16 protein-coding genes and 2 pseudogenes are annotated in these 26,954 nt (G+C 40.7%); 8 read left to right on the top strand and 10 right to left on the bottom strand.

Features of this window, described 5'->3' with window-relative positions; all coding sequences use genetic code 11:
• Positions 1-700: 700 nt before the first annotated feature.
• Entirely contained in the window at positions 701-1,363 is a 663-nt protein-coding gene (locus HUN01_RS01005; protein ID WP_181927142.1) for a helix-turn-helix domain-containing protein, read from the bottom strand.
• 182 nt (positions 1,364-1,545) lie between these two features.
• A complete protein-coding gene (locus HUN01_RS01000) occupies positions 1,546-2,112 on the bottom strand; it encodes a hypothetical protein (RefSeq protein WP_181927141.1) in 567 nt (188 codons plus the stop codon).
• A gap of 1,961 nt (positions 2,113-4,073) precedes the next feature.
• Between HUN01_RS01000 and HUN01_RS35895 the strand changes: the two genes are divergently transcribed.
• The 3 genes from HUN01_RS35895 (at position 4,074) to HUN01_RS00990 (ending at position 5,867) form a co-directional block, all read left to right on the top strand.
• The gene (locus HUN01_RS35895) at positions 4,074-4,208 is read left to right on the top strand and encodes a hypothetical protein (protein ID WP_257797963.1); all 135 of its coding nucleotides are present in this window, start codon (positions 4,074-4,076) and stop codon (positions 4,206-4,208) included.
• Positions 4,209-4,450: 242 nt separating this feature from the next.
• Complete coding sequence (locus HUN01_RS00995) at positions 4,451-5,332, top strand: hypothetical protein (RefSeq protein ID WP_181927140.1); 882 nt, start codon at positions 4,451-4,453, stop codon at positions 5,330-5,332.
• A 94-nt stretch (positions 5,333-5,426) separates the two neighbouring features.
• Positions 5,427-5,867, top strand: a complete 441-nt coding sequence (locus tag HUN01_RS00990) for a hypothetical protein (RefSeq protein ID WP_181927139.1) — start codon at positions 5,427-5,429, stop codon at positions 5,865-5,867.
• Positions 5,868-6,048: 181 nt separating this feature from the next.
• Here HUN01_RS00990 and HUN01_RS00985 read toward each other — a convergent pair whose 3' ends face one another.
• Both HUN01_RS00985 and HUN01_RS00980 read right to left on the bottom strand, forming a co-directional pair.
• Complete coding sequence (locus HUN01_RS00985; protein WP_181927138.1) at positions 6,049-9,600, bottom strand: WD40 domain-containing protein; 3,552 nt, start codon at positions 9,598-9,600, stop codon at positions 6,049-6,051.
• Positions 9,601-10,417: 817 nt separating this feature from the next.
• On the bottom strand, positions 10,418-13,996 hold the full coding sequence (locus tag HUN01_RS00980; RefSeq protein ID WP_181927137.1) for a WD40 domain-containing protein: 3,579 nt from the start codon (positions 13,994-13,996) through the stop codon (positions 10,418-10,420).
• A gap of 711 nt (positions 13,997-14,707) precedes the next feature.
• Between HUN01_RS00980 and HUN01_RS00975 the strand changes: the two genes are divergently transcribed.
• The 5 genes and pseudogenes from HUN01_RS00975 (at position 14,708) to HUN01_RS00950 (ending at position 22,185) form a co-directional block, all read left to right on the top strand.
• Entirely contained in the window at positions 14,708-15,754 is a 1,047-nt protein-coding gene (locus HUN01_RS00975; protein ID WP_181927136.1) for a tyrosine-type recombinase/integrase, read from the top strand.
• Positions 15,755-16,752: 998 nt separating this feature from the next.
• Positions 16,753-18,227: pseudogene (gene tnpC / locus HUN01_RS00965) on the top strand (IS66 family transposase).
• 14 nt (positions 18,228-18,241) lie between these two features.
• Positions 18,242-18,661, top strand: a pseudogene (locus HUN01_RS00960) (transposase); the annotation flags it as partial.
• 457 nt (positions 18,662-19,118) lie between these two features.
• Entirely contained in the window at positions 19,119-21,437 is a 2,319-nt protein-coding gene (locus HUN01_RS00955) for a GmrSD restriction endonuclease domain-containing protein (RefSeq protein ID WP_181927135.1), read from the top strand.
• Between the two features lie 145 nt (positions 21,438-21,582).
• Positions 21,583-22,185 carry a hypothetical protein gene (locus HUN01_RS00950; RefSeq protein ID WP_181927134.1) on the top strand — a complete coding sequence of 201 codons (603 nt, stop codon included), beginning with the start codon at positions 21,583-21,585 and terminating at the stop codon, positions 22,183-22,185.
• A 72-nt stretch (positions 22,186-22,257) separates the two neighbouring features.
• Here HUN01_RS00950 and HUN01_RS00945 read toward each other — a convergent pair whose 3' ends face one another.
• The 6 genes from HUN01_RS00945 to HUN01_RS00925 all read right to left on the bottom strand — a co-directional run bounded on the left by HUN01_RS00945 (position 22,258) and on the right by HUN01_RS00925 (position 26,824).
• On the bottom strand, positions 22,258-22,422 hold the full coding sequence (locus tag HUN01_RS00945) for a hypothetical protein (RefSeq protein WP_181927133.1): 165 nt from the start codon (positions 22,420-22,422) through the stop codon (positions 22,258-22,260).
• Positions 22,423-22,699: 277 nt separating this feature from the next.
• A complete protein-coding gene (locus HUN01_RS00940) occupies positions 22,700-23,002 on the bottom strand; it encodes a hypothetical protein (RefSeq protein WP_069069453.1) in 303 nt (100 codons plus the stop codon).
• Positions 23,003-23,465: 463 nt separating this feature from the next.
• The gene (locus HUN01_RS35080) at positions 23,466-24,347 is read right to left on the bottom strand and encodes a DNA polymerase (RefSeq protein WP_238845362.1); all 882 of its coding nucleotides are present in this window, start codon (positions 24,345-24,347) and stop codon (positions 23,466-23,468) included.
• 3 nt (positions 24,348-24,350) lie between these two features.
• The gene (locus tag HUN01_RS35075) at positions 24,351-25,244 is read right to left on the bottom strand and encodes a 3'-5' exonuclease family protein (protein WP_238845360.1); all 894 of its coding nucleotides are present in this window, start codon (positions 25,242-25,244) and stop codon (positions 24,351-24,353) included.
• Positions 25,245-25,473: 229 nt separating this feature from the next.
• Entirely contained in the window at positions 25,474-26,028 is a 555-nt protein-coding gene (locus HUN01_RS00930; RefSeq protein ID WP_181927208.1) for a hypothetical protein, read from the bottom strand.
• Positions 26,029-26,134: 106 nt separating this feature from the next.
• The gene (locus tag HUN01_RS00925; protein ID WP_238845358.1) at positions 26,135-26,824 is read right to left on the bottom strand and encodes a hypothetical protein; all 690 of its coding nucleotides are present in this window, start codon (positions 26,822-26,824) and stop codon (positions 26,135-26,137) included.
• Positions 26,825-26,954: the final 130 nt, after the last annotated feature.

The raw sequence follows: 26,954 nt of genomic DNA, 5'->3' as shown, positions 1-26,954 counted from the left end.
CAAACTTTTGAAACGTTGTGAATAAGCTGTCACACATTTAAATTGCAATAACAGTATTAACTTTTTTTAGGGTGATTCCTTCCAGTTAATAATTAAATTCTTCTGATTTAACAAGCTGTTCTCCTTACAAAAAAATATTTTTTTAGTCATCTTTTGCATCTTATTTGGTTAAGCTTTACTAAGCTTTCAGCTTTTTCTGGAATTGAATTTTCTATTTCCAGCAAAGGCATTTTCTGCCAACAGCTTCGGCAGAACCAGTACATCTGATTATTACTAATTTGTTGCATAAGTCGGTGGAAGCAACAAGGACAATTTTTCATATAGTGAGAGTTAACTGTTGATTGTTGATTGATTGCTCTCAAGCTCTGATTAAAACTCCCTCTTATGACCTTAGTAGAAACAAATTTGTTGCCTTTAGCAAACCCTAGATATCACAGGCATAGTTGCGAAAGCTGTGAGATAGCAAAGTTCTCCAGACATCCGAAATTGGCATTATTCCCCTTCAGCCCACTTCTGAATATCTGCTGAAGTACAAAAGTTGTAGAACACCGATTCACTAATACCAAATACCGGGCTAATCTGCTTGTAAAGATCCGAAAAGATTTATTAAAACTTCGAGTACGTCAAGTTTTAAACTCCTCTCTGGAATACTGAATCGGTGTCTAGACTTGAATAAAACTTGAAAATTATTTCAACATCATTAGCAAGTTGATACTAAGGTAATTTGTATCGAACCATTGTCTATTTTTGCAACAGAACCATTTTCACTTTTTAACATAAGTACTTCATTAGCAACAGTACTCCTATTAAAAATCGCAGCAATCTCTTGGATACAGGCTTGCAACCGTTGAGCTTCTGCAAAACTCACAGTTGTGGTTTCCTGGTTGATTAATTCGCTTGAGCTTGCCTTTTGTGGGACTCTTTGCCAACATGGGATGCTCTTACTCCGATGCGACCTTCGCCATGTTTGCGGGGTTGTATTGTGGAGCCGGAGAAATTGGCGACCGAAATGGCGTCTATCTAGATAGCCCACAGCTTCAGCAATCTGCTCTACCGACTGGTCTGTTTCGATGAGCAGACGGCGTGCCTCTACCATACGACGCTCAACAATCCAACAGAGAACGGTTTTTCCAGTCTCTCGCCGTACAAGGTCGGTGAGGTACGCAGGGGACCGACTGACCGCCTCAGCCACCTCTCTAAGACTAATTGAATTATGATAATTTGTCTCAATAAATCGAAAAACATGGCTTAACAAAGGTTGGGACTGAAGCAAGAACTTTTCAAAACTTGTCAGTATCGCCGTATTAATAGCGATGTTAACGTTATAAGAATCAATGCCATTTAATAAGTAATTAGAGTCCATTACTTTAGCCTCATTCATTGTATTAAATACACTTGGATTTCATCTCAGATTATCTGAACTAGAGTTGAGTCTAAATATTTCTCATCTCATTGTAAAATTTAAGTTAACCTCCAGAAATCAATTCGCTTAGTGTTATATTTTTTATTCATTCATTTATAAGTGTTCACTGATAACTAATTTGCTCATCGCCTGATCCAATACAGCAATTCATCAGAGGCATAAACGTCGCGATAAAAACTAAGTTGCTCGCATTTTAAGTAGCACGCACCTCGATGTCCACGTCGAAGCAAAGTTTCGTTTCCCTTGATGATGACTTCGTTCGTTTCATCATCAAAACAATTCCATTCAGAGTAGATAACTTCACCATTGAACATAATAATTGGCCAAGCTATTGTTACATTTGGTTGAGCAAGAATGGCCCAACGATTTACTTCTCTATTTGTTGCTGCGGTTATGCCATAAAAAGGCCCATCAGCACAGAAATATACGAGATTATTGGCATACTCACCTGCTAAAATGTCCCCCCGTCCTTGTCGTAGCGCTTCACAGTGGGTTGCCCACCAATGTTTATTTTCCCGTTCTACTTGCTCTAAGCTGTATTCTAGAGTTATTTTAGGTAGGGTATTCTCACGTAGAGAAAGATATGTCTCCCCGTCTCTAAGTAGTTGTACTGCTAGTTCATTAGAAACTAGCTCTGGCTTGGAGTAATCTCCTAACAGATCGTTGTAGTAGTTGGTTCGCTTCGTCATTTCAAGCCTCTACAATCTTCAACCAATTTTCTTTGTGTATGCACTTAATCTTTTAGATGCTGTTAACAACACTAAATCCATGTGCAACAAGGCTTGAAACTGAAAAAATTAGGAGAAATTTTACCATATTGAAAGGGCTGTTCATAACATCAACATGGATGAAGAAACTTTTTAGAAAGTTTTAACTTTTTTCCTCGAAGCGCTATTATGATGTTTATTCTTAGACGTAATATGCTGTTAAAAAAAACTTAAGTTTTTGCTAAGGGTATGCTCCTTACTAAAAAGGAATCGAAAAGCAAAAGCATTGTTGTCCAGAATGTTTACATATAGCAGCCACCGAAATTAGAGGGGAAAGCCCCCATGCATCAATAGGGGGATATAACCGAGTAAGTTAGTGGTAAGAGGCCTTGAGAGTGAGTAATTCTCTCAAGGGCTTTGCGTATAATTATCTATTTCAACATTGCTTTTAGCCAGTTAAGATAGAAAACTTAAGCGGAAAAGTTTGTGTTTTTCAGTTGGATTTTAGGCAAAGTTCCAACTGAAGCGGTTTTAGACGATAGTAAATGTAAATAACAGGTTTTGTTAACTTTGCTAAAATTTCCATCTTGTACTATTCTCAAGCAACCCGTTATTTAAGTATTTGTACAGGTACAATGGGCAAATTTCTTGATAATTGGGTTGAACATTATTAACACTGTTTCAAGAAACAAGGCAGGAGGCAAAAGTGAAGAAGATTTGGCTTGTTTATTTCATTCGTAGCGGGTGGTGCGCCACCAGTACGCCTGCTCCTCAAAAACATAAATCTTTCCTTACATCTATCAGGGGCGATCGCCTGGAAACAGCTTTTATTACTTTCATGAGAGTATAATCAATGTACTGTGCGCTTAACTCATCAGGGGTGTTTGATTGGGTTCAAGAACGGCTATCCCCAATATCACCCTAGTAAATAAGTACATAAAAGAGTGCTAAGTAGTTTCGTACATTTGTGGCCAGTTGAGGGTTGAAATTTAAACTTACAGAGAAGTCGGAGACACTGTGCGTAGCTTGCTTCCTGTTTGCCCCTGGCGTCTCTCTCGTAGAGAAGAGTACGGTGGAGATGCAAAGTCAGTCCAAGGGGATGCACAGTTTTACCAAATTTAATTGGCTAACAACTTATGCAAAGCTGTACTAAGGTGTTGTGCTTTGCCAAATCAGTTTTTACAGATGTACGTTTTTGAAAACTGAAATCGCGCTATTGGTCACGTATCAAGCTTTTTAGGCTAAATAGTACATTTGTCTGTGCAACTTTAAAGAAGAGGAGAATGTCACAGTAAAAAAATAACTTATCTTTATCTTAAGTTTCTTATCTTGAGTTGCAAAAGTTTTGTAAAGTTAGCAAACTTAACTGCAACAGGCATCAGTCAATCAACCACATATATGAGGGTGCGTAAGATGAGCAATCAGCAATGCTGCGAAACTTTAGATTCCTCTACATTACCTGTGGATAAACTCCTTCGGTTGCAGATTGAGTCTGCTGCTGAACGGTTTTGAGTACCAGGTAGGCACTTTAGCAGGATACGAGATGCAGGAGTATTTACTTCTAATTCTTCCGCCACCAAGTGGAGTTCCCCTATGACGAAGGTTTGCAATAGGGAAGACAGATGACAGCGCCCATGCTTTGCTTCTTACACCAGCACTGCAACTAAAGGGCAGTTTGGACTTTGTTTGACACTATCTGATCGAAATAACCGTTGCTTCTAATTAAATGTGCAGGATGGTAATCAAACACATCCTGTGTGCAATTCATTTGTTAGTCATAACATAAAAGCTTCCTGTTAGTTTCCCTAAACCTTATACACAAATGAAGCCGTTTGTCAATCAGGTTTCTGTCAATACATAAGTCCTAAGGGTATGGGATTTTTTCGCCATCTAAGTCATCTTTAACTACCTCTTTTCTTGCGAATGTTCAGCGAAACTCACAATTGGACATTGGGTTTCTCAAAGAAAGTCAGCAAATTGCCCATGTCTTGGTAGCCAAGGCGGTAGTCAAGATCCTGGAAGACATAGAAATGCAATATGCATTTGGTGTTTCGGGGGGTGTAATCGCATTCCTCTAGCATTCCCGTACCACAAGCTGTAACACAGTTCAATTTACTTACTTGACTGGCAATTTTTTGGAATTGTCGCTTAATAACGCCTTAAATAGCTCAACCCATTGTACTGTCTAAATTTTAACCACCCGACGAAATGCTTGCTGTGCTAGATTTCATGCGTTATTTAGCTTATTTCGCAACAACTCTGTTATTGCCACGAGTGACTTGCCCCAATTCTGTAGCAACTATAAGTGAGGAAACGAACTATGCGTAATGACTTTTTAATTAATACTGAATCAGCATGTTTCGTACCTGACGAAACAGTGATCAAGACTGCTAACTACACTTCAAGGCATCGACCCACTTCTGCAAAAAGTGGTGATCGCTTTGCCTCAAATATGAGTCATGCAGAGAAGATAGCTCAAACTCAAAAGCTTTTAGATAGAGCGATCGCCTATGCTTGGCACACAGTCAAGAGCGATCGCAGACCACCAAAGCTCACCCGCACGCGTTGGGTATGGCAACTCGCAGCTTCTTACCATCTAACTCACACCTACCCGCGACTGATAGAAGAAGCTTCTCGGCGCTTTGCTGCATTTGGTCGGAACAATTTGGCACAGTGGGCTGCACAAAAAGCTAGAGAAGAAAGGGGTCACGACCGACTTGCCCTACTCGATATTCAATCGATGGGATACAAAGCTGAGGCTGTAGTGGAAGCACTCATTCCCCCCAGTGCAACGGTATTAGGGAATTATTTAGCTCAGAGTGTACATACTCCAGATCCAATAGGTTGCGTTGGCTATTCCTATACGCTGGAACGGATAGCGACAGGCATTAAAGAAAAGCATATTCACTCGGTTGAGGCTTTGCTGCCACCAGGCATCTGTGCCACCCGGTGTCTGCGTGTACACAGTAGTATCGGTGGTGATGTCGAGCATGTGAAGGAAACGGTTGAGATGGTTGCAGGGCTTGCTCATGAGGAGCGCATCGGTGTAGCGATCGCCTGCTACGAAACTGCATTACTGTATTTCAACCCTTTTGTGGAAGATGATATTTCAGAGGAGGAACTGAAATATACATTGAGACCGCTAGAGTCATGTACACATCATATACAAGGAAAAGTTGACATTCACTCGCTCACACGATAACTGAGGAAGTCAGGGCAGTCTTTCCAACGCTCCCCTAACTTTACTGTCCAAAACAGTTGATTTACTCTCAATAATTTCACTGAGGATGCTATCCATGTTACTAACCAAATTGTTTACTTACATTGCCTCTACTTTGTTGGCCAATATCTTGATTGTTGAAATATTGCCACCAGTATATGCTAAGTCAGGTGAGCCTATTGAATCTAGAAATAGTCTAGACAAGCTAGCGCTCAATCCATCATTTCCAACTTATACAGATGACACCTTGCTCCAAGGTAATAACCCGGAAATTCACCCTGCCCAGTCCAATCAAGGTGAAGTGATTCCATGTCCCTTTACCTCTAATACCTGGGGTTTAACGACGACCACAACAATTACAGGTATCGGGCAGCAATATTTAATTCAAAATTTTGATAGTAGACTTATTGAGAACGATATCGAAGTTTTAGATGGCATCGAATTTGATTTAGACAGGATTTTGGCTCATGAGTTTGAGCAAGAAGGAGTTCTCGTAGCAAAGTGTTGTCCTATATAGAGTAAGCATTTTGTCTAACCAAGATTAAAGACCGAACATGCTTCAGTATTTCCATAAAACTGCTGGTTGCCTATAGGAATCCAACTTTAGTTTTGAAAGCATACTAAGATTAAAATCTTTGTTCACCAAGGTTTTTATCTAAAAAATTTTCATTAATAAAACCGGAGTTCTATAGGCTTTTTCAATCAACTGCTCCTAAAGCTTTCAGTGTAGCAATAGCCGTTAAAGATAAATTTGTAACTCCGTTAATATTCATGCGCTCATAAGGTTTCTCTGTGTTCAGCACTTTTAAGCAATTACCTGTTTTTATATCCCATAACCTAATTGTTTCATCTTCACTACTGCTAGCTAGTGTTTGACTATCAGGATTAAAAGTGATCGAGCAAACCCTGCCTGTATGCCCTTGCAAGCTTCTGAGGTATTGACCCTTATTGGCATCCCATAATTGAACTGTCAAATCTTGACTGCAACATGCTAATATTTGGCTATTTGGACTAAAGGCAACTAGCTGTACCCAACCTGTATTTACCTGCAAAACTTTCAAGCATTCATTTGTGTAAGCACTCCACAATCTTATTGTCCCATCGGGACTAGTACTTATCAGTAGCTTCCTATCTGGACTGAAGACGACTGACCAAACCCAAGCCTTATGCCCTTCCAACGTTGCTTTACACTCACCAGTACCGACATCCCATAACTTCACTGTGTGGTCATGACTGCCGCTAGCCAAAAGATCGCCCTGGGGACTAAAGGCAACTGACCAAACGGCTGCACGATGCCCTTGGAAAGTTCTCAATATTTTACCAGTACTGACATCCCACAATCTCACTGTTTGATCTTCGCTACTGCTTGCCAGTGTTTGACCGTCGGGGCAAAAAGCAACTGACCAGACTAGAGCATTATGTCCCTGAAAATTTTTGAGGCACTTACCTGTACTGACATCCCACAACCTCACCGTTTGATCCTCGCTGCCACTAGCCAGCGTTTGACCGTCTGGACTAAAGGCAACTGACCAAACCGCTGCACGATGCCCCTGGAATGTTCCCAAGACTTGAGCTGTAATAACATTCCACAACCTCACTGAGGAGTCGTGACTGCCACTTGCCAGCGTCTGCTTATCTGGACTAAAGGCGACTGAGAGTATTTGATCAGTATATCCTTGGAACGTTTTGAAGCATTGACCAGTGTGAACACTCCATAGCCTTACCGTTTGATCGTAACTGCCACTAGCCAGGAGATCACCCTGTGGACTAAAGGCGACAGAATATACCCAACTGGAATGTCCCTGAAAAGTTTTTTTGCATTCACCAGTACTGATATTCCATAATTTCACAGTTTGGTCATGACTGCCACTAGCCAGTAAATCGCCCTGGGGACTAAAGGCAACTGAATATATTTCATTGGAATGTCCCTGCAACGTTTTGAGACACTGACCAGTGCCGACGCTCCATAACTTAATAGTTTGGTCTTCACTGCTACTCGCCAGCATATTTCCATCTGTACTGATAGCAATTGACCTTATTCCATCATGGTGTCCTTGGAACGTTTTGAGGCATTTATCGGTGTTGATATCCCACAACTTCACCGTCTGGTCATCACTACCACTCACGAGCATCTGTCCATCTGGACTAAAAGCAACGGAGTGTACCCAACTGGTGTGACCCTGGAATGTTTTGAGACATTCACCAGTGCGGACACTCCATAATCTCACCGTCTGGTCATCACTGCCACTCGCTAGCATACTACCATCTGGACTAAAGGCGACTGACCAAACCCCATCATCATGTTTTTCCAAAGTTTGCAAGCATTGACCTGTCTCAATATCCCATAGTTTTACAGTGCCATCACCGCTACTGCTGGCAAAAATTTTACCATCTGGACTAAAGGCAAGTGATATAACCCAACTAGTATGGCCCTCACAAGTAAGGACATGCCTGCCACCTGCAACTTGGCGCAAATGAATATTACCATTAGTATCACCCAAAGCCAAAAGTTTACCATCAGAACTAAAGGCTACCGACAAAACTCCACCGAAGGTATCAGCAAAAACAGACCTATCAAAATTGGCGTTTTGAAAATTTACATCATGCAATTTCAAACACCGCAGGTCTGCTTGCCAAACACTCAGATAAGAAAAATCATAGCCACTGAGATCGCTTTCCAGATAACAAAGCAGATTGAGAATATTCCCAGCTGTATAACTTTGTTCTAACGGTGATGTCTCTCGTAGCCTTGCTAGAATTTGGGTTAGCTGATTTTCAAGGTTTCTTTTGCTTCTTAACACAGTAAGCAACCCATCTATAACTGGCTTAAGAATGAGGCGAATTTGAGTTTCCCTTACGTAGTCTTTAGCCGTTGCCTTCATCAAGGCATGACACCTGAACAAATCAAGATTCTGAGTTTCAATCTCCTTACAAACTATCTCTATCAATCGCTGAGTCACATACTCCATGACTACAGGTTGCAGCGTGAAGAGTGCTGTCCTTTTCTCAACTAGCGATCGCCTTGCCAGAGACTCCAGAGCCTCCAGTAAATTTTGTGGTGGAATTGGTGATACAATATCCTCTCGTATTTCTGATAGCGAAACAGGCTCACGATTAATTGCTAGCCAGTAAATTATATCCTTCTCTAAATTTGCCAAGCGCGAAAACTGGTGGTCTAGTAGATCGCGAATGCTGCCAAAAACAGCCGTGTAATGTTGCAGAAATTCAGCAACATTACCATCAAAAACATCTTGTATGGTTGTCGCTACTATCTTCAAAGCAAGGGCATTGCCTGCATAACGCTCGACTACTGCTGGTAATTCTGACTCTGAGCCAGAGAAACCCTTGGCTTCAAAGATTTTTTGCCCTGCTACTACCTCTAAACCGCTGAGTTGTAATGAGCGAACAGCCAGTGTTTCTCCTCCGAGTGACGCTATGTCTTTAGGTTTTTCACGAGAAGTCAGCACCAAGGAGCTTTGATGCATAACTTGTCCCAATCGTTTGATCAGTAAGCCATAATCTTCATAGCCTTCTCGATAGCATCCAGCATAAACGCCTGTTTGCAAAATAGTCTCTACATTATCTAATACGAGCAGACAGCGCTGTTGTTGCAAATATTCAATTAGTTGTGATATCCTACCATCTACAGTTTTTGGTAAGTCAGTTTCTAAAACTTGCTCATTAGAGAAAAATTGAATTAAATTTGCCAGCAGGTCAAAAAGTGGGGGAGCATTGTAGAGCGATCGCCAGATAACGTACTCAAACCATCCTTGAACCTTTTGTGATAACTTGGCAGCAAGAGTTGTTTTACCAATTCCTCCCATTCCTAACAGCGCCACTACTCGACAGCGTTCCTGGATCAGCCATTGCTCTAGTAGAGTAAGTTCATCTGTGCGTCCATAGAAAACAGATACATCCACCATTTCTCCCCAATCAACGCGCTTGGGGTTTCTCAAGTTTTCTTGCCCTTTTAAATCAGAGTCTGGGCTTGTATAATCGCTTTTATCCAGTTCTAAATTAAACGTCATAAACAAACGCACAAGCGTTCGTTTGTCAACCCCCGTTTCGCGAGTTACTACCTTTCTGAAGGTGACAGGAGTGATCCCAGCTTGTTCGCTTAATTCTTCTAAGGTAGATTTGGAGCCATTGTTTTCCCTAAATTCCCACTCAAGTTTGGCATTCTGAAGCTTTTGCCAGCCTTCACGAGTCAGTATAAGCCCACGATTGCGTTTGGGTTTCTTCGGTTTCATAATTTCTTAGGGAGAATTGTATTTGGAGTAATAGGCTCCTACCGCTGGCGTTTATGGAAGAGAATTCTCACTAAAATTATAGTTGTTGCAAAACAAGCTAAATAATCGATAAAACCCTGTCAGAAAAACCATTTCAAAAATCTAATTTTAGACAGTTAAAACGGAAATAGTACAAGAGCTTGAGGGACTTTAAACGTTATTAAGCGCCAAGCCTATTATTAGCAGATTAAGAGTTAATTTGTAAATTTATACCTACAATCCATGATTATATTAATAAATATCTCCTGAATTGAGTTACCAAGTTTTTACTCTAGTCGAAGGAAATTTTAATTTCCTGTTTATAATTTTCGATTAATCTTGATTACTCAGTAGTTTCCTATATAATAGTAATTGGAAAGTCATTAAAAGTCAATGACAATGGCTAGAAAAAATGCTGCTAATTTAACAATTCAATTTTCGCTAGAGGAGAAAATAATCTTGGAGGAATATTGTGAGAAAATGCAGCGAACAAAGAGCGATGTAATTCGAGAGATGGTACGCACACTTAAAAAATACTTAGACAGTAGCCAAAGTCTTTAGTAACTTTGGAAACCCATATTTAAAAAGTAAGCTGTTGTGCATCTAATGTTCCAGAATGAAGTCCCTAAATCTGCAAAATAGGCAGTTATATCTCCAATTTCTGCAACCAAGTTAAATACGCAATAGCTTATGGGTTTTCAAACCTCTGTAATTTTATATATGCAACTAATAAATTCAAAAGCCGTCTCTTAGCTCCAGGCTCAACACAAAGTGAAGCGAAGTCAAGCCAGGGAGAAAGTCAATTCTCGATTGCTCCCAAAACTTTCAAAGAAGTAATAGTTGCTTGGGTTAAACCTGTAACACCAGTAATGTTCATTCCCTCATAAGGTCTTTCGTTTCTTAAAGTTTTTAGGCATTCACCCGTCAAAACATCCCACAACTTTACCGTTTCATCTTCGCTGCCACTTACCAGAGTTTGACTATCTGGACTAAAGGCAACTGATCTTATCCAATGGGTATGACCATGCAAAGTTTTGATACATTGACCGGATTGGACATCCCACAACCTTACCGTTTGATCTACACTCCCACTAGCCAGAAGTTTACCTTCAGGACTAAAAGCAACGGACAATACCCAGCTTGTGTGTCCTAACAAAGTTTTGAGACATTCACCTGTGCTAACATCCCAAAGCTTCACAGTTTTATCTTTACTGCTACTGGCTAAGGTCTTACCTTCAGGACTGAAAGCGACGGACAATACCCAACTTGTATGTCCCGACAAAATTTTGAGACATTCACTTGTGTGAATGTCCCAGAGCTTGACTGTTTGATCATCACTGCCACTGGCCAGGATATTACCTTCAGGACTGAAAGCAACCGACCATACCCCATGACTATGTTCCAAAATATTCAAAACTTGACCAGTGTTGACATCCCAAAGCCTTACAGTTTTGTCATCACTGCCACTGGCGAGAATTTTACCTCCAGGAGCAAAAGCAACTGACTTTACCCAGCCAGTATGTCCTTGTAAGATGTTGCAACATTGGCAGGTGCTGCTATCCCACAGCCTCACAAGTTGATCGTAACTGCCACTTGCCAAGATATTACCTTGAGGACTAAAGGCAACGGTTCTGACTCGATTAGGGTGTCCTCGCAAAGTTTTGTAGCACTTCCCATCCGCGACATCCCAGAGCTTTACGGTTTGGTCATTATTGCTGCTAATTATGGTCTGGCCACTAGGAGCAAAGGCAACAGACCACACCCCATTATTGTAGCCCTGCAAGTTTCTTAAGGCTTGACCAGTGCTAACATCCCAAAACCTCACAGTTTGGTCATCACTACCACTGACCAAAGTTTGACCATCTGGACTGAAAACAACAGACCAGATCAAACTTGTGTGTCCCTGCAATGTTTTAACGCATTCTCCTGTGCGGAAATTCCATAGCTTCACAGTTTGGTCATCACTACCGCTAGCCAGAATATTACCATTAGGAGCAAAGGCGACTGACCTAACCCTGTCACTATGTCCCTGGAAAGTTCTCAGGCACTTCCCATCTGAGATACTCCAGAGTTTCACAGTTTGGTCATCACCACCACTAACCAAGGTTTGACCATCCAGATTGAAAGCAATTGAGGAAACCGAACTAGTGTGTCCCTGCAAAGTTTTGAGGCATTCTCCTGTGCGGAAATTCCAGAGCTTCACGGTTTTATCACTGCTAGCACTGGCTAAAATTTTACCTTGAGGACTAAAAACTACAGATAATACCGAATTAGTATGTTCTCGTAAAATTTTATAACACTTACTATCCGGAATAGTCCACAAACGCACTGCCCGATCATCGCTGCCAGAAGCTAGAACTTCACCTTGAGGGCTGAAAGCAACAGATCGTACCCGATCAGGATGTTCTGTTAAAGTTTTTAGACATTCACCTGTGTTGACATCCCACAATTTCACACTCTGGTCAGTACCTCCACTGCAAAGAATGCTACCATTTGGACTGAAGGCGATCGCTTGAACCCAATCAATGTGTCCTAGACAGGTCAAAAGTTGTTCGCCCTCAGTAAAGTCTCGCCACAAGCAAATCTTGCCATTTGCGTCACTCGCCGCTAAAATTTTTCCGTTGGGGCTGAATGCTACCGCAGAAATTTTACTGAAATTTTTAGTAAAAACCGATTTAGATAAATTAGCGTTTTGGAAATTGACTTGAGGTAAACTTACACCCCGCATATCTACTTGCCAAAGGCTTAGGTTAGAAAAATCATAACCTCTTAAATCTGTCTTTAACTGACGAAGCAAGTTGAGAATATTTCCGCTTGTATACCCAGGTTCCAGTGGAGATTCTCCTTGCAGCTTGACTAAAATTTCATTTAAATGATTTTCTAGTCTTCTTGGGGTTTTAAAAATAGTGAAAAGTTCATCTATAACTGGCTTAATTATTAAGCGTAATTGAGTTTCTCTAATGTAGTCTTTGGACTGAGCTTTACTCAAAGTATAATACTTAAGAAGCACAATATCCTGAGTTGCAATTTCTTGATAAGTTTGCTGAATTAATTTGCTAGTCACATACTCCATTACTACGGAGTGTAATGTGAAGAGGAAACCACTTTTTTCACTTAGCGTTGACTGAAATTTGTCGATGAGACTTCGCCTGATCAAAGACTCTAGAACTTCTAATAACTTGTGTGGTATTACTAATGAAGTTAAATCTTCTTGCAAATTGTAGAGTGGAATTGACTCACGATTAATTGCCAGCCAGTACATAACCACACGCTCTAAATTAGATAAACGCTCAAACTGCTGCTCTAAAACAGCACAGATATCGCCAAAAACAGATGTTTTTTGGTACAAAAACCCACAAATATCACCATTAAAGACATCTTGAATAGTCGTTGCAACTATCTTCAAAGCCAATGGATTACCAGAATAAAGCTCAATCAGTGCTTTCTCTTGGGATTCTGCTCCAAACAGACCTTTGAGGTGAAAAATTTTTTTTCCTTCTTCCTCTTTCAGACCCCTCAGTTGTAATGAACGAACAGGTAGTGCTTGTCCTTCGTGTGATGCCACGTCTTTAGGTTTTTCGCGTGAAGTCAGCACCAAGGAGCTTTGATGCATAACTTGTCCCAACCGTTTGATTAGTAAGCCATAATCCTCATAGCCTTCTCGATAGCATCCAGCACAAACGCCTGCTTGCAAAATAGTCTCTACATTATCTAATACGAGCAGACAGCGCTGTTGTTGCAAATATTCAATTAGTTGTGATATCCTACCATCTACAGTTTTTGGTAAGTCAGTTTCTAAAACTTGCTCATTAGAGAAAAATTGAATTAAATTTGCCAGCAGGTCAAAAAGTGGGGGAGCATTGTAGAGCGATCGCCAGATAACGTACTCAAACCATCCTTGAACCTTTTGTGATAACTTGGCAGCAAGAGTTGTTTTACCAATTCCTCCCATTCCTAACAGCGCCACTACTCGACAGCGTTCCTGGATCAGCCATTGCTCTAGTAGAGTAAGTTCATCTGTGCGTCCATAGAAAACAGATACATCCACCATTTCTCCCCAATCAACGCGCTTGGGGTTCTTCAAGCTTTGAAGTCTCGCCAAATCAGGATTTAACTTGGAATAGTCCTGGGGATTTAGCTCTAAGTTAAACGCCATGAAGAAATAAACAAGCGTTCGTTTGTCAACCCCTTCTTGGTTAGCAAGTATCTTTGCAACTGTATTTGAAGTTAATCCAGCGCGTTCACTTATTTCTTCTAAAGTGTACTTTGAGCCAGATTTTTCTCGAAGTTCCCCTTTAAGTTTTGCCTGCTGAAGCTTTTGCCAGCCTTCACGAGTGAGTATAACGCCACGATTTCGTTTTGGCTTGTGCCGACTCATAAATTATGAATACCTATTCTTCAAGGCAAAAGTTCATGACCAGCCCTTTGAAAGTAGTGATCTCCATTGTCACTTTTGGCTTAAAGCCCAGTCATACATGGAATCAGCACTAACAATATTTAAACAATGGGACGCGATGGCGCGTTCTTCGCATTGGCGTAGCCTCTCGTAGAGAAGCGTGTCCCTTTGGGACTGGGTAACCGCTCCCCAGTGATCGCGTACACTACTCGCTGGGGAGCGAGTGAAGGTATACCTTCTGAAGATTTATCAGAGGTTGTTTAGGCATTTATGCAAGTTCCAAAATAAATTTACAAGTGTTGCTGAATTTGTATGAAAACAAGTTGGCAGTTGGCTTCATGTAGATATGTAACATTTAAAATTTATCTATCTACAGTGATAAAAGACAATCTGCCAAAGGGTAGATTCAGTAGCAATCCCTTTGGGCAGGTGATACTCCTCGACCGCCAAGTATAGATCGTCCTGATTTATCCGGTCATGAGGTACTTCTCTTTCTTCACTCTCAAAAAGGTGAAATTAGAGGCGGATGTGGATTTAAAGGCGATCGCTCCTCGCTTGGAGAGAAAGTATATTTAAATACATATATACATTGTAATCTGTATAGAGGTTTTGTGGCTTCAAACTGAGTCAGGCACGGCAAATAGAGAGAGAATAGATTTGATATCGAAAATTACCCTTTTCGCGCCCAATGCTATGTCTGATACTCCATATTCCCCCAGACGGGCATCCCCAAAAGCAAACGATGATACCGGATTTGACTCGGCGGTAGAGTCATTAAAAAAATCTCTTTCAGCCCCAATTGAGCGGTATTTTGCCGCAACAGAGGATGAACAGGATGTCATTGCTTTGATGCTCGCCAATATTCGCGCACCCAGCACCCGGCGCGAATACCAGAAAGATTTGCGGAAATTTTTTGTGGCGATGACTGGTATTGAGCCGAATGTTGATAGCGTGTTGGAGTTTTTGCACCTGACCGAGAAACGGGCGGTGGCGGTGGTGTTGAAATATAAGGCAAAGCTACTGGCTATTGGGTTGAAAGAAGCAACGGTCAACCGTCGCCTCAGCAGCATTAAATCATTGGTGAAGTTTGCCCGCAAGCTAGGTGTGTGTAGCTACACGCTAGAAGATGTAGAGTTGGAAAAGGTAAAAGCGTATCGAGATACTACCGGGGTGGATGCTCAAAGCATCAACAGTGTAATCCAGCTAATTGAGCGCTCAACTGTTCATGGTCAAAGAGATTATGCGCTATTGCGGCTGTTGTGGGAAAATTTACTGCGACGCAATGAGGTGAGTCAATTAAATATAAAAGACTTCGACCCACACGAAAGCAGATTGCGGATTTTGGGAAAAGGGCAAGGTACGAATGATGAATGGGTAAAACTGTCAGTAGCAACAGTTAATGCTATCTGTGATTGGTTGCAAGTTCGGGGCAATATCACCGCCTCCTCACCCCTATTTATCGCCCTTGATAACCGCAGTAAAGGGCATCGCCTCACTGGGGACGGCATCCGCAAAATTGTTGTCAATTATTTTGATGCAGCTGGTGTAAAAAAGTTAATGTCACCCCACCGCATCCGCCACAGTGGGATTACAACTCTTTTGGAAGCAACCCAAGGGGATGTGCGAAAGACGCAAAAAGTCAGCCGTCATGTCAAGCTGGATGTATTAATCCAGTATGACGATAACCGCAAACAAGGTCAGTCAGAAATGACAAATTTGTTGGCAGATATGATTGACTAAATGGATGCGTTAGCCAGGAAGTCACCTCCTGATTTGGCTGGCTACAAAAGCGATAACAGGCTTTGCTCAAATTGTGCGCCAACAACTCCTGAACAACTCCAACAGTGGCTAACTAACTGTTGCAGACAGTAGTAATCTGACTGCTTTTTGGTAGAGGCGATGACCTCCGGTCGGTCGGAGACCATCGCAAGAAAGCGGGCGCACTCATGCGCTCCAAAATGATAGTGTCAAGGTAGTTATCTTTTCGGGATGACACACTCACTCAGTCGTGTCCAGTCCAGATTTACCTAGACATTACCTAGACATGAGCCAAACAGGGAAAAACAAGAAACTGGCATCTTTTAACTGCGACCAAAAGATGTGGGAGCAGTTTATCGCCCGTTGTAAGTCGAAAGGGACGACGGCAACAGCCACGCTGACCCAATTTATCGAACTCTACCTAGATGATCTAGATAACCTTGATGCAATTGGTGGCAATGATTTAGATAAACGCCTCGACTCTAAGATTAAGGCAAGTGTTGAGGAGTACTTGGTTGCTGGTAACAATAGTCACCCCAGTCTTACGAATGAAACGATATTAGCTATTTGCTCACGACTTGATAAGCTCGAGTCACAGTTTTCAAGTGAATCTAGCAACGAAACCGGAGCAATCCATAATCTCGCCGATTTATCAGAAAAAGTGGAGGGGATAACAGCCCGAATGACACAGTTTACTGAGGCGATTATTAAAATTCAAAATCATCTCAATAACCAACAAGGGCGGGGCAAGAAATCGTACTACAACAATTCATCCTTCAAAGGGCATACTCCCCGAATCCAACCGTTGACGGAAGAAGGTTTAGCTTCAAGACTTGGTGTAAGCGTAGAAACTATACGTGAGCAGCGAAATAAGCTGCACCCACCGCTTTTTGTGGCATGGTGCAAGGGGAAGGATAAATGTAAGGATTCAGGTGGCAGGGTATTGACAAAGGGGACGCTTGAGGGAGAATATCACAAATATGAACCAAAACCTGCCGTACTGTTTTAGACCGAGAAAGCTTGAACCAGTTATCAAAAGAAGAACTGGTAAAGATAATTATTGAGCAGGGCAAGGCAATATCTGAGTTACAGAAAACAATCTTAGAACTACACCTTGAAGTAGAACGTTTAAAAGTCAGCCGAGAAATAGAATAGTTCTACCTCGTCGAAACCACCATCTGGGGATATTCTAAAAAAGAGCGAAAACAAAAAAGCATCCCTGGACGAAGAATCGAATCATACCAAAAGAAAACCAGGCGGGCAACCAGGGCATCAGGGAAAAACGCGTAAGGGTTTTGGCAGAGTAGATCGTTATGAAATCTTACGTCCAGAAGATTGTGTTCACTGCGGTCAAAAAGCATTTGCGACTGTGGCAGTAAAAATAGAAAAACAGTCTGTAGCGCAATTAGTAGAACGTCCCATTGAAATAGTGGAATATCAACGCCATACCTGCGTGTGTGAGTGTTGTGGAAATGTACAAACAGCCTCATGGTCGCCAGATATCGTTCCAGGGCAAGATTTAGGAGTTAGATTACAAGCGTTCTTAGGATGGGTAAACAATTATGCACACATGCCTTATGAAAAACAGCAAGAAATGTTGTGGGAATTAGGGCAAGTTGAAATTGGGCTTGGAACATTAGTCGCAACTAATGAACGAATCCAACAAGCGATTGAACCGAGCATTATTGAGTTAAGTAGTTGGGTAAAGCAGACACAACCGAATGTTCATGTGGATGAAACACCTTGGTCAGTTAAAGGAGTCAAAGAATGGTTGTGGGTAGTTGCCAATTCTGATTTCTGCCTGTTTACTGCGGCTGACACTCGTTCACGATCCGAATTAGAAACAATTTTAGGAACTGAGTATGCAGGGGTACTCAGCAGCGATGATTTTAGCGTTTACAACGGCTATCCAGCTTTTGCCCAGCAGAAATGTTTGGCTCATCTACGCCGACACTTCAAAAAACTAATTATTCTTCCAGGTCTTCACAACCAAGCTATTGGCGAAGCTTTTGTTGATTTAATTGATGAAGCTTTTAGGAATTATGCTCGATGGTTTGAGACTCTTGACTCCACCAGTTACAACGATTGGGTCAATCAATTCAAATCTAAATTGTATTCCTCACTCCATCAGTGGCTTGATCTTGCAGGAGCTACGGCCGGTAACCTTTTACGCTCTTTGCGTGATAAAGCAATTCAATGGTGGTATTTCCTTGACTACCCTGAAATTCCTCCTGATAACAATCAGGCTGAACGATCGCTGCGTTTGGCTGTGACGAAACGTAAAGTAAGTGGTGGCTCCCGTTCAATGGACAGGTTTAGACACACTGCCCATCTGTTAACAGTGGTACAAACCTGTCGTCGTCAAGGTAGGTCTGTGATTGACTTTTTTGCACAAGCACTGCTGGCTAATTCTAATAATTATCTGTCTCGCCCATCTCTGCTTCCTAAATATTAGACCTGAATCCTTACCTTAAAACTAATACTCGTAGCCATGTGATTCTGTTTTCTAGCGACCTAGAGCTATCATTTGAAAAAATAATTGACTATTATAAGCTGCGCTTTCAAATTGAGTTTAACTTTCGAGATGCCAAGCAGTTTTGGGGATTAGAGGATTTTATGAATCTGAGCCAAACTGCGGTGACTAATGCTGCTAATCTAGCATTTTTTCTGGTTAATTTATCCCATTATCTTCTTGCTGATTTCCGTCAACATAATCCTGGCTCCGGTATTATTGACCTTAAAGCATATTATCGTGGCTTTCGATATGTTCGTGAAATGCTAAAAATGCTTCCCGATATCCCTGAGCCTATTTTATTAACCCAGATTTTTGCCAAGCTTACTTCTTTAGGACGTATTCATCCCGTTTCTACAGGCATTGAACCCTCTTAATTTGGCAACGGTATTGTTACGTTGGTATTGCAAAACTCCTAATGGTGGCAAGGGGGTAAAACCTATATATCCATAGCTGAACTAATAAGAATTTAGCAAGAAAAGGTGCAACTTGTTTGTTACCAATGGTTCAAGGATAGGGAGTAGGATAGCAGTTTATTTAGTTGATATTTTAGGCAATTGATGATAGTGCAATAGAAAAAAATAGTGATATAGGAACCATATTTGATTTTTGAAAAAAACTCAGTACACTTATACTCCCTTCTTCTCTATTCCCTGTTTCCTTCCTACGCAAGTAATTTCAAAAATCAAATCGGGCTGCTATATCAGAATGTAATAAGCAATGATGTGTCAGCTTTTTCAAGGCAATCCAAATATTATCTCATCATTTAAAGTATCTGATTTTTTAAGTAAATACCCGGTTATAGAACTTGTAATAAAAGAGCAAAAATAGCCTATGAACATTACTACTATCCTTGACCAAATTGACATGGGCAGTATTGCCCTACCAGAATTCCAACGGGGTTACGTTTGGAATCGCGATCAAGTGCGCGGTTTAATGAATTCACTATATCGCAGGCATCCCATCGGTAGCTTATTAGTGTGGGAAACTAAAACTGAACAAGCAATTGACCATGCTCGTGGCGATGGGAAGCTTTCTACGGGTTCAGTTAAACTGCTACTAGATGGGCAACAGCGCATCACCTCCTTCTATGGGATCGTGCGGGGCAAACCGCCTCAGTTTTTTGATGGCAATGTGGAAGCTTTCACTGGTTTGCATTTTCACTTGGAGGAAGAAATATTTGAATTTTACGCTCCCCTGAAAATGAAGGAGAACCCTTTGTGGGTGAATGTCACTGAATTGATGCAACAAGGTGTAGGAATTTTTATTCAGCGGTTACTAAAAGTTTCAGAACTGGCTCCTAAATTGACCACTTACATTAATAGTTTGAATAAGCTTGAAGGCATTAAAAATATCAATTTGCATATTGAAGAAGTCAGTGGTGAAGATAAAACAGTTGATGTAGTTGTGGAAATTTTCAACACTGTCAACAGTGGAGGAACCAAGCTATCTAAAGGTGATTTAGCACTAGCAAAAATTTGCGCTCAATGGCCTGATGCTCGCAACGAACTCAAAGCACGCCTCACAAAATGGAAAAAAGCAGGGTTTGAGTTTCGTTTGGAGTGGTTGCTCCGGTGCATCAATGCAGTTATCACCGGAGAGGCAATGTTTTCCGCACTCAAAGATGTCAAGACTGTGACATTTCAGGACGGGCTATACAAGGCAGAAAAAGCTATTGATACGCTGCTCAACCTGATTTCTGGTCGGCTTGGACTCGACCACAATCGCGTACTGGGCGGCATTTACGCCTTTCCTGTCATGGTGCGCTACCTTGTTGGGCGTGGCGGACATCTTAGAGATCACAAAGAACGCGACAAGTTATTGTACTGGTATGTACATACTTTACTGTGGGGACGGTACGCAGGTTCAACTGAGAGTGTTTTAACCCAAGATTTACACGTATTGGAATCTGAAGATAACCCGCTAGACCAACTCATCGCCAACCTACGACAAAATCGCGGGGACTTGGAAATCAAAGCTATTGACTTTCAAGGCTGGGGTATGGGAGCAAGGTTTTACCCGTTACTTTATATGCTTACCCGCGTGCATCAAGTACAAGATTGGGATAGTGGCATTGAACTATCCAAACATCTTCTAGGTAAGCACAGCTGCTTACAAGTTCATCATATTTTCCCCAAGTCGCTACTTTACAAAGGCGGATACCCAAAATCCGAAGTGAATGCGATCGCTAACCTCACTTTTCTAACCCAAGAAACCAACCTTAAAGTCTCAAACCGACACCCTTCGGAGTATTTTGAGGCATTCGAGCAAATCCAACCCGATGCGATCGCAACGCACTGGATACCGATGGAACGCAGTTTGTGGCAAATTGAAAACTACCATTATTTCTTAGCTGCACGTCGTGAACTTTTAGCTCAAGCTGCCAATAGCTTTTTGAATAGTCTATTAGCTGGGGATATTCCAGAACCAAAAGTGACAGATTCAATCTTAGAGCAAGAAGTCGCCGAAATCTCTACTGCGGTTGTACCACTGACTGACGAAAAAGTTATAGAAGAATGTAATGTATGGGTACAGAAGCAGGGATTGCCGATTGGTGAATTGATGTACGAAATTACTGATTCCACAGGAACAGTGAGTGCAGTACTTGATTTAGCGTGGCCCGATGGCTTGCAGTCAGGGAAAAGTCAACCAATTGCCCTGTTAATTGATGCAGATAAGGAAATAGAATCAGCTGCAAATCGTCTTGGTTATCGCTATTTTACGGACATAGACACATTCAAAAGCTATGTTATCCAAGAGGTTTTAGCTATTGATTTTCCGACAGTGGACGATTATAAGCAAGCTTTTGTAGCCATCAGCAGCCAACTGACGGATAGCCATAAACTTATGCTCAAAGCTCACTATTATGCACTTGGACAAACTATCACTGCAACTGGGTTATCACAGGCAGCTGAATATGAGCATTTTGGTGGTGCAAATCTCCAATACGCCAGAATAGCAGAACTGCTTGCAAATTACTTAAACTATTTGCCACCTGAACGTGACGACAATGGTAAACCGTTCTGGTCACTAATGTTGGCTTCTGGTTATTGGAAAACTCTGGAAGATACCGAAACTACTACTCAACGAGAATGGCACTGGCAATTACGTCCGCAGGTTAGTCAAGCTTTAGAGGATTTAGGTTGGGTATAAACCAGATATAAATCCTTCAGCGATCGCAGAAATTATCTAATCTTCTGAAAATATCAGTAATTAGGTTAATATCGGTGAACGAATACCAACAAAGTAACGAATTAAAAAAGATTTTTGTCATTATCAGAAAATTCCAAAGGGAAATATGATTAAACGCTTAAAAGGATTCTTTTTGACTGCAATTATGACTGCTTCCTTGATTGGAGCAACTGCTACTCATGCAAAAGCAGATACTTACCGTGCTGGAGAATTTACCATTACTTTGGATGATGGGGAAAATGGCAAAACCTACAGAGGTTGTGATGTTCAGGGTAAATGTATCGACTTAGACTACGGAACATCCTGGCGTGATAACGGCTATCGAGGTATTACTTGGGAAAATGGCGATTATACTTATTCAGTTTCCTGGCGTGAAAATGCCAATGAAGGAATGTATTTGAATATTTATAACAAAGATAAGCAGATATTACGCCGTCAACTAGTAGCAATCACAGAAAATGTAGCGACTCTGAAGTGGGCAACTTATTGTGATGTAGTGAATATTAAATCTGGGCAACTGGCACTTCGTGATAGTCCGAATGGACAATCTAGGGCAGGTCTTAATAATGGTAATAATGTTTTATTGAAGGAACAAGAAGGTATATGGGCTTATGTAAGTGTAATTCAAGGCCCCAATACTAGAGTTAATGGTTTGTCAGGATGGGTTAATTCAAATTATCTACATTGCACCAAAGAACCAATTGATTAGCCAACATTACCCTCTATTCATAAATGATTGCTCTTCAGTTTTTAAATTGGTGGGTGTAGTGGAAGTTAATTTTCACTTAAAAATGATTTGAAAAGCAATATCTCTCGCTGACTGCTTCAACACTTGCAGATAAGCAACAGCATCATCCCGTCGGCGGAATCTTTTCACAACAATATTTTCTTGATTGGGAATATCACGGACAATACACCACGGTTTTAATTGCTCAGAATAAGTCATATTTTCCTTCTTAAAAATGCTGTAAAATAACCATGCTATGTGCTTTTAAATCGCCAAATTTTACCTTAAACGAGGAGGTATACTCAAAGACAGGTCAAATTGATATTGACAATTAGACTTATGTGTGTATTAGATTTATTGGACAGATATATAGCGTTCCGACTGGAATTTTGAAAGTATACTGAGTCTGAAAACCTTGCAGGGCAAAGCTTTTGTTTTAAAAACCTTTCAGTAATCAAACCGGATTGCTATATGTAGAAGAGAAATGTTATTCATATCAAGGCGAATGAGTCAGACATAGCAATTGCCAAAGTTGTTCGGGAACTTCTTCAAAATGTTCCAGTAAAAAGTCCATGAATGCCAAATGCCGTAAATCATTAGGCTGAGGATAGCGTCTAAATTTACCTTGCTTAAACCAACCTCTGACCGTAGAATCGGAACGACAGCATATTAAGGCAATTTGTTCATAACTCACATCCCATTTGGCATAAAATTCTTCTGGTTTCATACCAAATTCCCAGTGACTGTAGAGTGAAATTAGATGAATTTCTCTTGCCCCTAAAATCCGGGGATTAGACATTAATGCACCTCAAATATGTAAATATTAAAACTCATTTTTTACATCAGGTATTTGTTAGTCACAGAGTTTATAGACACACCAATAAAACCCAATTAAGCGGGTTTTAAACTCTTGATTCACTCTAAATCTGCGTAAGCAGATATAGTTAAAATAGTTCCGTTATTTATAATGGCTAGAATACCGATTCAGGAATAGCCAGAAATAGTGGATAGGGTGTAATACGCTTGGGTTAAGCCTTTTTTCTCCCCCTGCTCAAGAACAGCCCGCCCCAACAGATAAATGTCCTTAACTAAACGGTATTGAGATAGGGCGGGGATAGTGCTTCGGATCAAAAACGAAACGCCCTCTAACCACATTTTGCACGAGCTATACTGTGAGGAGGGCAGTTGAGTTTTTGACAAATCTTCTCAGAATAGCTTGACTGCAAATCTAACTTCAGTCGTACTCGGCAAGTTGGGATAGTTCACCAGCTATTTGATGTTTTAATATCTAGAACAACTGGAATAGGACTGAGAAACTTTTGGGCAGCAGCAACCATACAATTGTGTAATATATTGCTAACTTGCTCAACTTCAGTCTCTGGACATTCCAGTACAATTTCATCATGTCTTACACAGATGAGTTTTGTTCTGAATTTAGCTAATGGAATTGAAAGTTTTACCATAGCTAATTTGTTGATATCGGCATTTAAACCTTGTACTGGATGGTTAAATAGCTCTGATAGTCGGGGCTTGTTTACCCATCTCCGTCGTCTATTTGCTAGTGTACGACTTTCCTTAATGCCTTGGATGTATTTACGTTTGATGTTTTTATGCCACCTAGCTATTCCAGGATAAGCTTCAAAGAATCGTTGACTGAAAGCTTTTGCTTGCTCTAATGTCATTGCCACCCCATATTTTACTTGGGCGTAAATTTGGAGTTTGGCAGCGCCCATACCGAAAATCAATCCAAAGTTTATTGCTTTTGCTAATCTGCGGTCTTCTTCAGTCACTTCATTGATATATTTTCCAGTTACTAGAGATGCTGTTAATCGATGTAAGTCAGCCCCTTGACGATAGACTTGGCACATCTTTGTATCACCACTAAGCCGAGCCATAATTCGTAGTTCAATTTGGGAGTAATCGGCTTTGATAATTTTATAGCCAGGGGCAGCAATGAAACAGCTACGGGCAGCTTCATCACGAGGAATATTTTGTAGAGGTGGTTTGCGGCAAGAAAATCTACCGGATTTTGCCCCTAATTGATAATAGTTGGGATGAATTCTCCCAGTTTTGGGGTGGATATGCTGGGGTAGTTTCTCGGTAAAAGTGCCGATAATTTTGGATAGACGGCGGTAATCTAGCAATGCTTAAATTATGGGATACTGTGCAGCTAAAGAAACTAATTTACTTTGATTAGTTGAGTTTATTTTAATACCAATAGCTTGTAGAGCAGCCAAAACTTGCTGAGGTGAATTTGGGTTTACTGCATCTGTCAGTTCTGGCAGCAATGACATCTGAGAACTAGCAATACGGAGTTGCTTGAGTTGGCTTAAAGCATCTGTTTTTTCAGCTTCTAGTTTTGCACCCAGTATCTGCCATCGAGACAAGTCAAATAGCATCCCGTTAAGTTCCATTTGAGCTACAACAGGCATACACTGAAATTCCAGTCGGGCAATTTTGAGTAACTTTGCCTGTTTTAACTTGTTGAGGAGAATTGAGTAAAGGTCAAGCAATATGGCAGCATCTACGGCAGCATAGTGCAATTGAACCGATTTAAGAGGTTTACACCAATCGCTGATTTGTTGAGTTTTATCTAGTTGAAGGTGTAGTAGCTTTTTAGCTATATTTTGTAAGGATGAGCTTGTTTTTAATCCTGCGGTTAGAACTTTATAAGCAAGTTGGGTATCAAAGAATTTACCGGAGGGTTGAAGTCCTGCGAGTGTGAGAAATTGCCAGTCGAACTTGGCATTATGAGCAATTTTGAGAGCAGAGTTACTAAGGAGTTGTTTTAAAAGTGAGCGATCGCTTTTGGGAATAGCTGGTAAATCAATTAGCACTACCGGATGGTTTGGTGCAGCTATTTGAATCAGTCTAATAGAATCAGTTAGAGGGTCAAGTCCTGTTGTTTCACAATCTATGGCTAAAACTTCTGCCTGAAACAGAGGTTGGAGAGCATAATTAAGAGTTGAAACATTGGAAACGATAGTATATTCTGGAGTATAAATCCTGGGATTATTTGTATTTATTAAGCTTGCATTCATAATGAATTTAATTTGAATTTCTCACCTAGAAGCGATAGCTTGTATATGTACCAACTTCAAAATATTTAGTTTTATACAAAGATTTAAAAACCTATTAAAGAGAGGTAATATTATAGCGGTGTGCAGTTGAGGGAGATACAAAAGCTTTGCTGGAAAGATTGTACAGCAAGTACTTTTGTCTTCTCATCCGAGCGATAACCGCCATATCGATATTCCTCTCTTTCTATGATTAACTGACTTTACGTTTACCTGTTTTTGCAATGTTAGAATGCTGAATATTCTCTCGAACAGATGTAAAAGCAGTAGGAGCCAATTCTCTGATAATAGGTGTGACAATTTCTGGTGCCAGTTCTAAACGATGCTTAATCTGTGCTTGCAACCAGGCTAAAGGAACACTTTTACTGTTAACTTTTTGTTTGATAATTAAGTCAGGATTGGATTTTGAAGCTTTTTTTATGGCAGTGGCAATTTTTCTGGCTGTCCGTAAATCAATTTTGTCTACATCAATGCTAACAAAGTTGTTTGGTTGAGGTTCTGGTTTTGATGTAATACGGTTAGTTGATTGATTTTGATTTTCCAAGTTGAGAGATTTCTTAATATCACTAGATTCAATGTGTGATTGTTCAGATGTGGTGTTGTTGGTATAGTATTCGATGTTGAGTGTAAATTTCTGCCACAGATGGACTATTCCCACAACGAAATCAACGACCATTACAATGGTATATAAGGCTGTAATTCCAATGATGAGATGATTTAAAATCTCTTGAATTTCTTGAGTATTCATGATGACTAACTTGAAAATTTATGTTCATAATTAAAGAAGCGATCGCTTCCATTTAACAGAAAAATCCTCAGATGAAAATTTGAATGACTGAGGATTTATTGAAAATTTAGAACAAGCTAATTTGCACAGTTGAATTTGATAAAGGTTTAGGAGTTGGAGTGCTTTGGGTCGAGTCTAAGTTAGGCTTGGCAGTGACATGACGCTTACCCCATCCCTCTTGTGCTGCGTGTTTAACTATGCTGCGTCGAATTGACCTGCTAAGATAGTTGAATTCATTTTTTACCTGATTCAAATGAATGATGCGATTATTGCTGGCATTGTTCATAGCACCATCACCTATAAATTCATAAAAACTCTTGCAACCCTTTGGTAATTTATTGTATTTGGTTAAAACTTCATTACCTACCCAAAGATAAAGGTCAGCGTAGTCCCTATGCAGAGGTGCTTCGTAAGTTGCTGGCATCATGTAGGTAAGAACTTCTGTGGCTGTGCTGGAAACACCAACCTGATCCTGTTCGTATTCAGTGAAGATAAGTTCCAATCGATCCTGAATACAAGCAAACTTCAGCCATTGGGGAATCGTATCACTCCAAGGACTGCGATGAATTACCAATGGCCCTGCAAGGTAGCGAACATGGTGTAGGGAAAATTCAGCTATTTCTAAAAGACTTGCTAATAATTCTTTTGGTGTATTTAAACTTGCCAGAACTTGCAGCATTTTTCGGGTATTGTCTGGCAGTTTGGTACTATTACCATTACTAATTTCTGCCATTACTTCTGGTGAAATTAAATTCATTTGCTCTATTTGTCATCTCGATATGAGCGCATCACCAAAAATAGCCAATCGGCTAAAAAATTAATGTCCAATAGGTGAATGCTGATACTAGATAAATCTTTTTATGCTGGCATTGATACAGCTTTTTTAG

The sequence above is a fragment of the Nostoc edaphicum CCNP1411 genome (genome assembly GCF_014023275.1).
Classification (GTDB): Bacteria; Cyanobacteriota; Cyanobacteriia; order Cyanobacteriales; family Nostocaceae; genus Nostoc; species Nostoc edaphicum_A.
Note: the sequence above shows the minus strand (reverse complement) of the source record. Positions and strands in the feature narration are given on the sequence as shown.

Coding starts and splice junctions, on each gene's coding strand:
- HUN01_RS01005 (WP_181927142.1), bottom strand. CDS start 1,363: ATGGACTCTAATTACTTATTAAATGGCATTGATTCTTATAACGTTAAC.
- HUN01_RS01000 (WP_181927141.1), bottom strand. CDS start 2,112: ATGACGAAGCGAACCAACTACTACAACGATCTGTTAGGAGATTACTCC.
- HUN01_RS00995 (WP_181927140.1), top strand. CDS start 4,451: ATGCGTAATGACTTTTTAATTAATACTGAATCAGCATGTTTCGTACCT.
- HUN01_RS00990 (WP_181927139.1), top strand. CDS start 5,427: ATGTTACTAACCAAATTGTTTACTTACATTGCCTCTACTTTGTTGGCC.
- HUN01_RS00985 (WP_181927138.1), bottom strand. CDS start 9,600: ATGAAACCGAAGAAACCCAAACGCAATCGTGGGCTTATACTGACTCGT.
- HUN01_RS00980 (WP_181927137.1), bottom strand. CDS start 13,996: ATGAGTCGGCACAAGCCAAAACGAAATCGTGGCGTTATACTCACTCGT.
- HUN01_RS00975 (WP_181927136.1), top strand. CDS start 14,708: ATGTCTGATACTCCATATTCCCCCAGACGGGCATCCCCAAAAGCAAAC.
- HUN01_RS00955 (WP_181927135.1), top strand. CDS start 19,119: ATGAACATTACTACTATCCTTGACCAAATTGACATGGGCAGTATTGCC.
- HUN01_RS00950 (WP_181927134.1), top strand. CDS start 21,583: ATGATTAAACGCTTAAAAGGATTCTTTTTGACTGCAATTATGACTGCT.
- HUN01_RS00945 (WP_181927133.1), bottom strand. CDS start 22,422: ATGACTTATTCTGAGCAATTAAAACCGTGGTGTATTGTCCGTGATATT.
- HUN01_RS00940 (WP_069069453.1), bottom strand. CDS start 23,002: ATGTCTAATCCCCGGATTTTAGGGGCAAGAGAAATTCATCTAATTTCA.
- HUN01_RS35075 (WP_238845360.1), bottom strand. CDS start 25,244: ATGAATGCAAGCTTAATAAATACAAATAATCCCAGGATTTATACTCCA.
- HUN01_RS00930 (WP_181927208.1), bottom strand. CDS start 26,028: ATGAATACTCAAGAAATTCAAGAGATTTTAAATCATCTCATCATTGGA.
- HUN01_RS00925 (WP_238845358.1), bottom strand. CDS start 26,824: ATGAATTTAATTTCACCAGAAGTAATGGCAGAAATTAGTAATGGTAAT.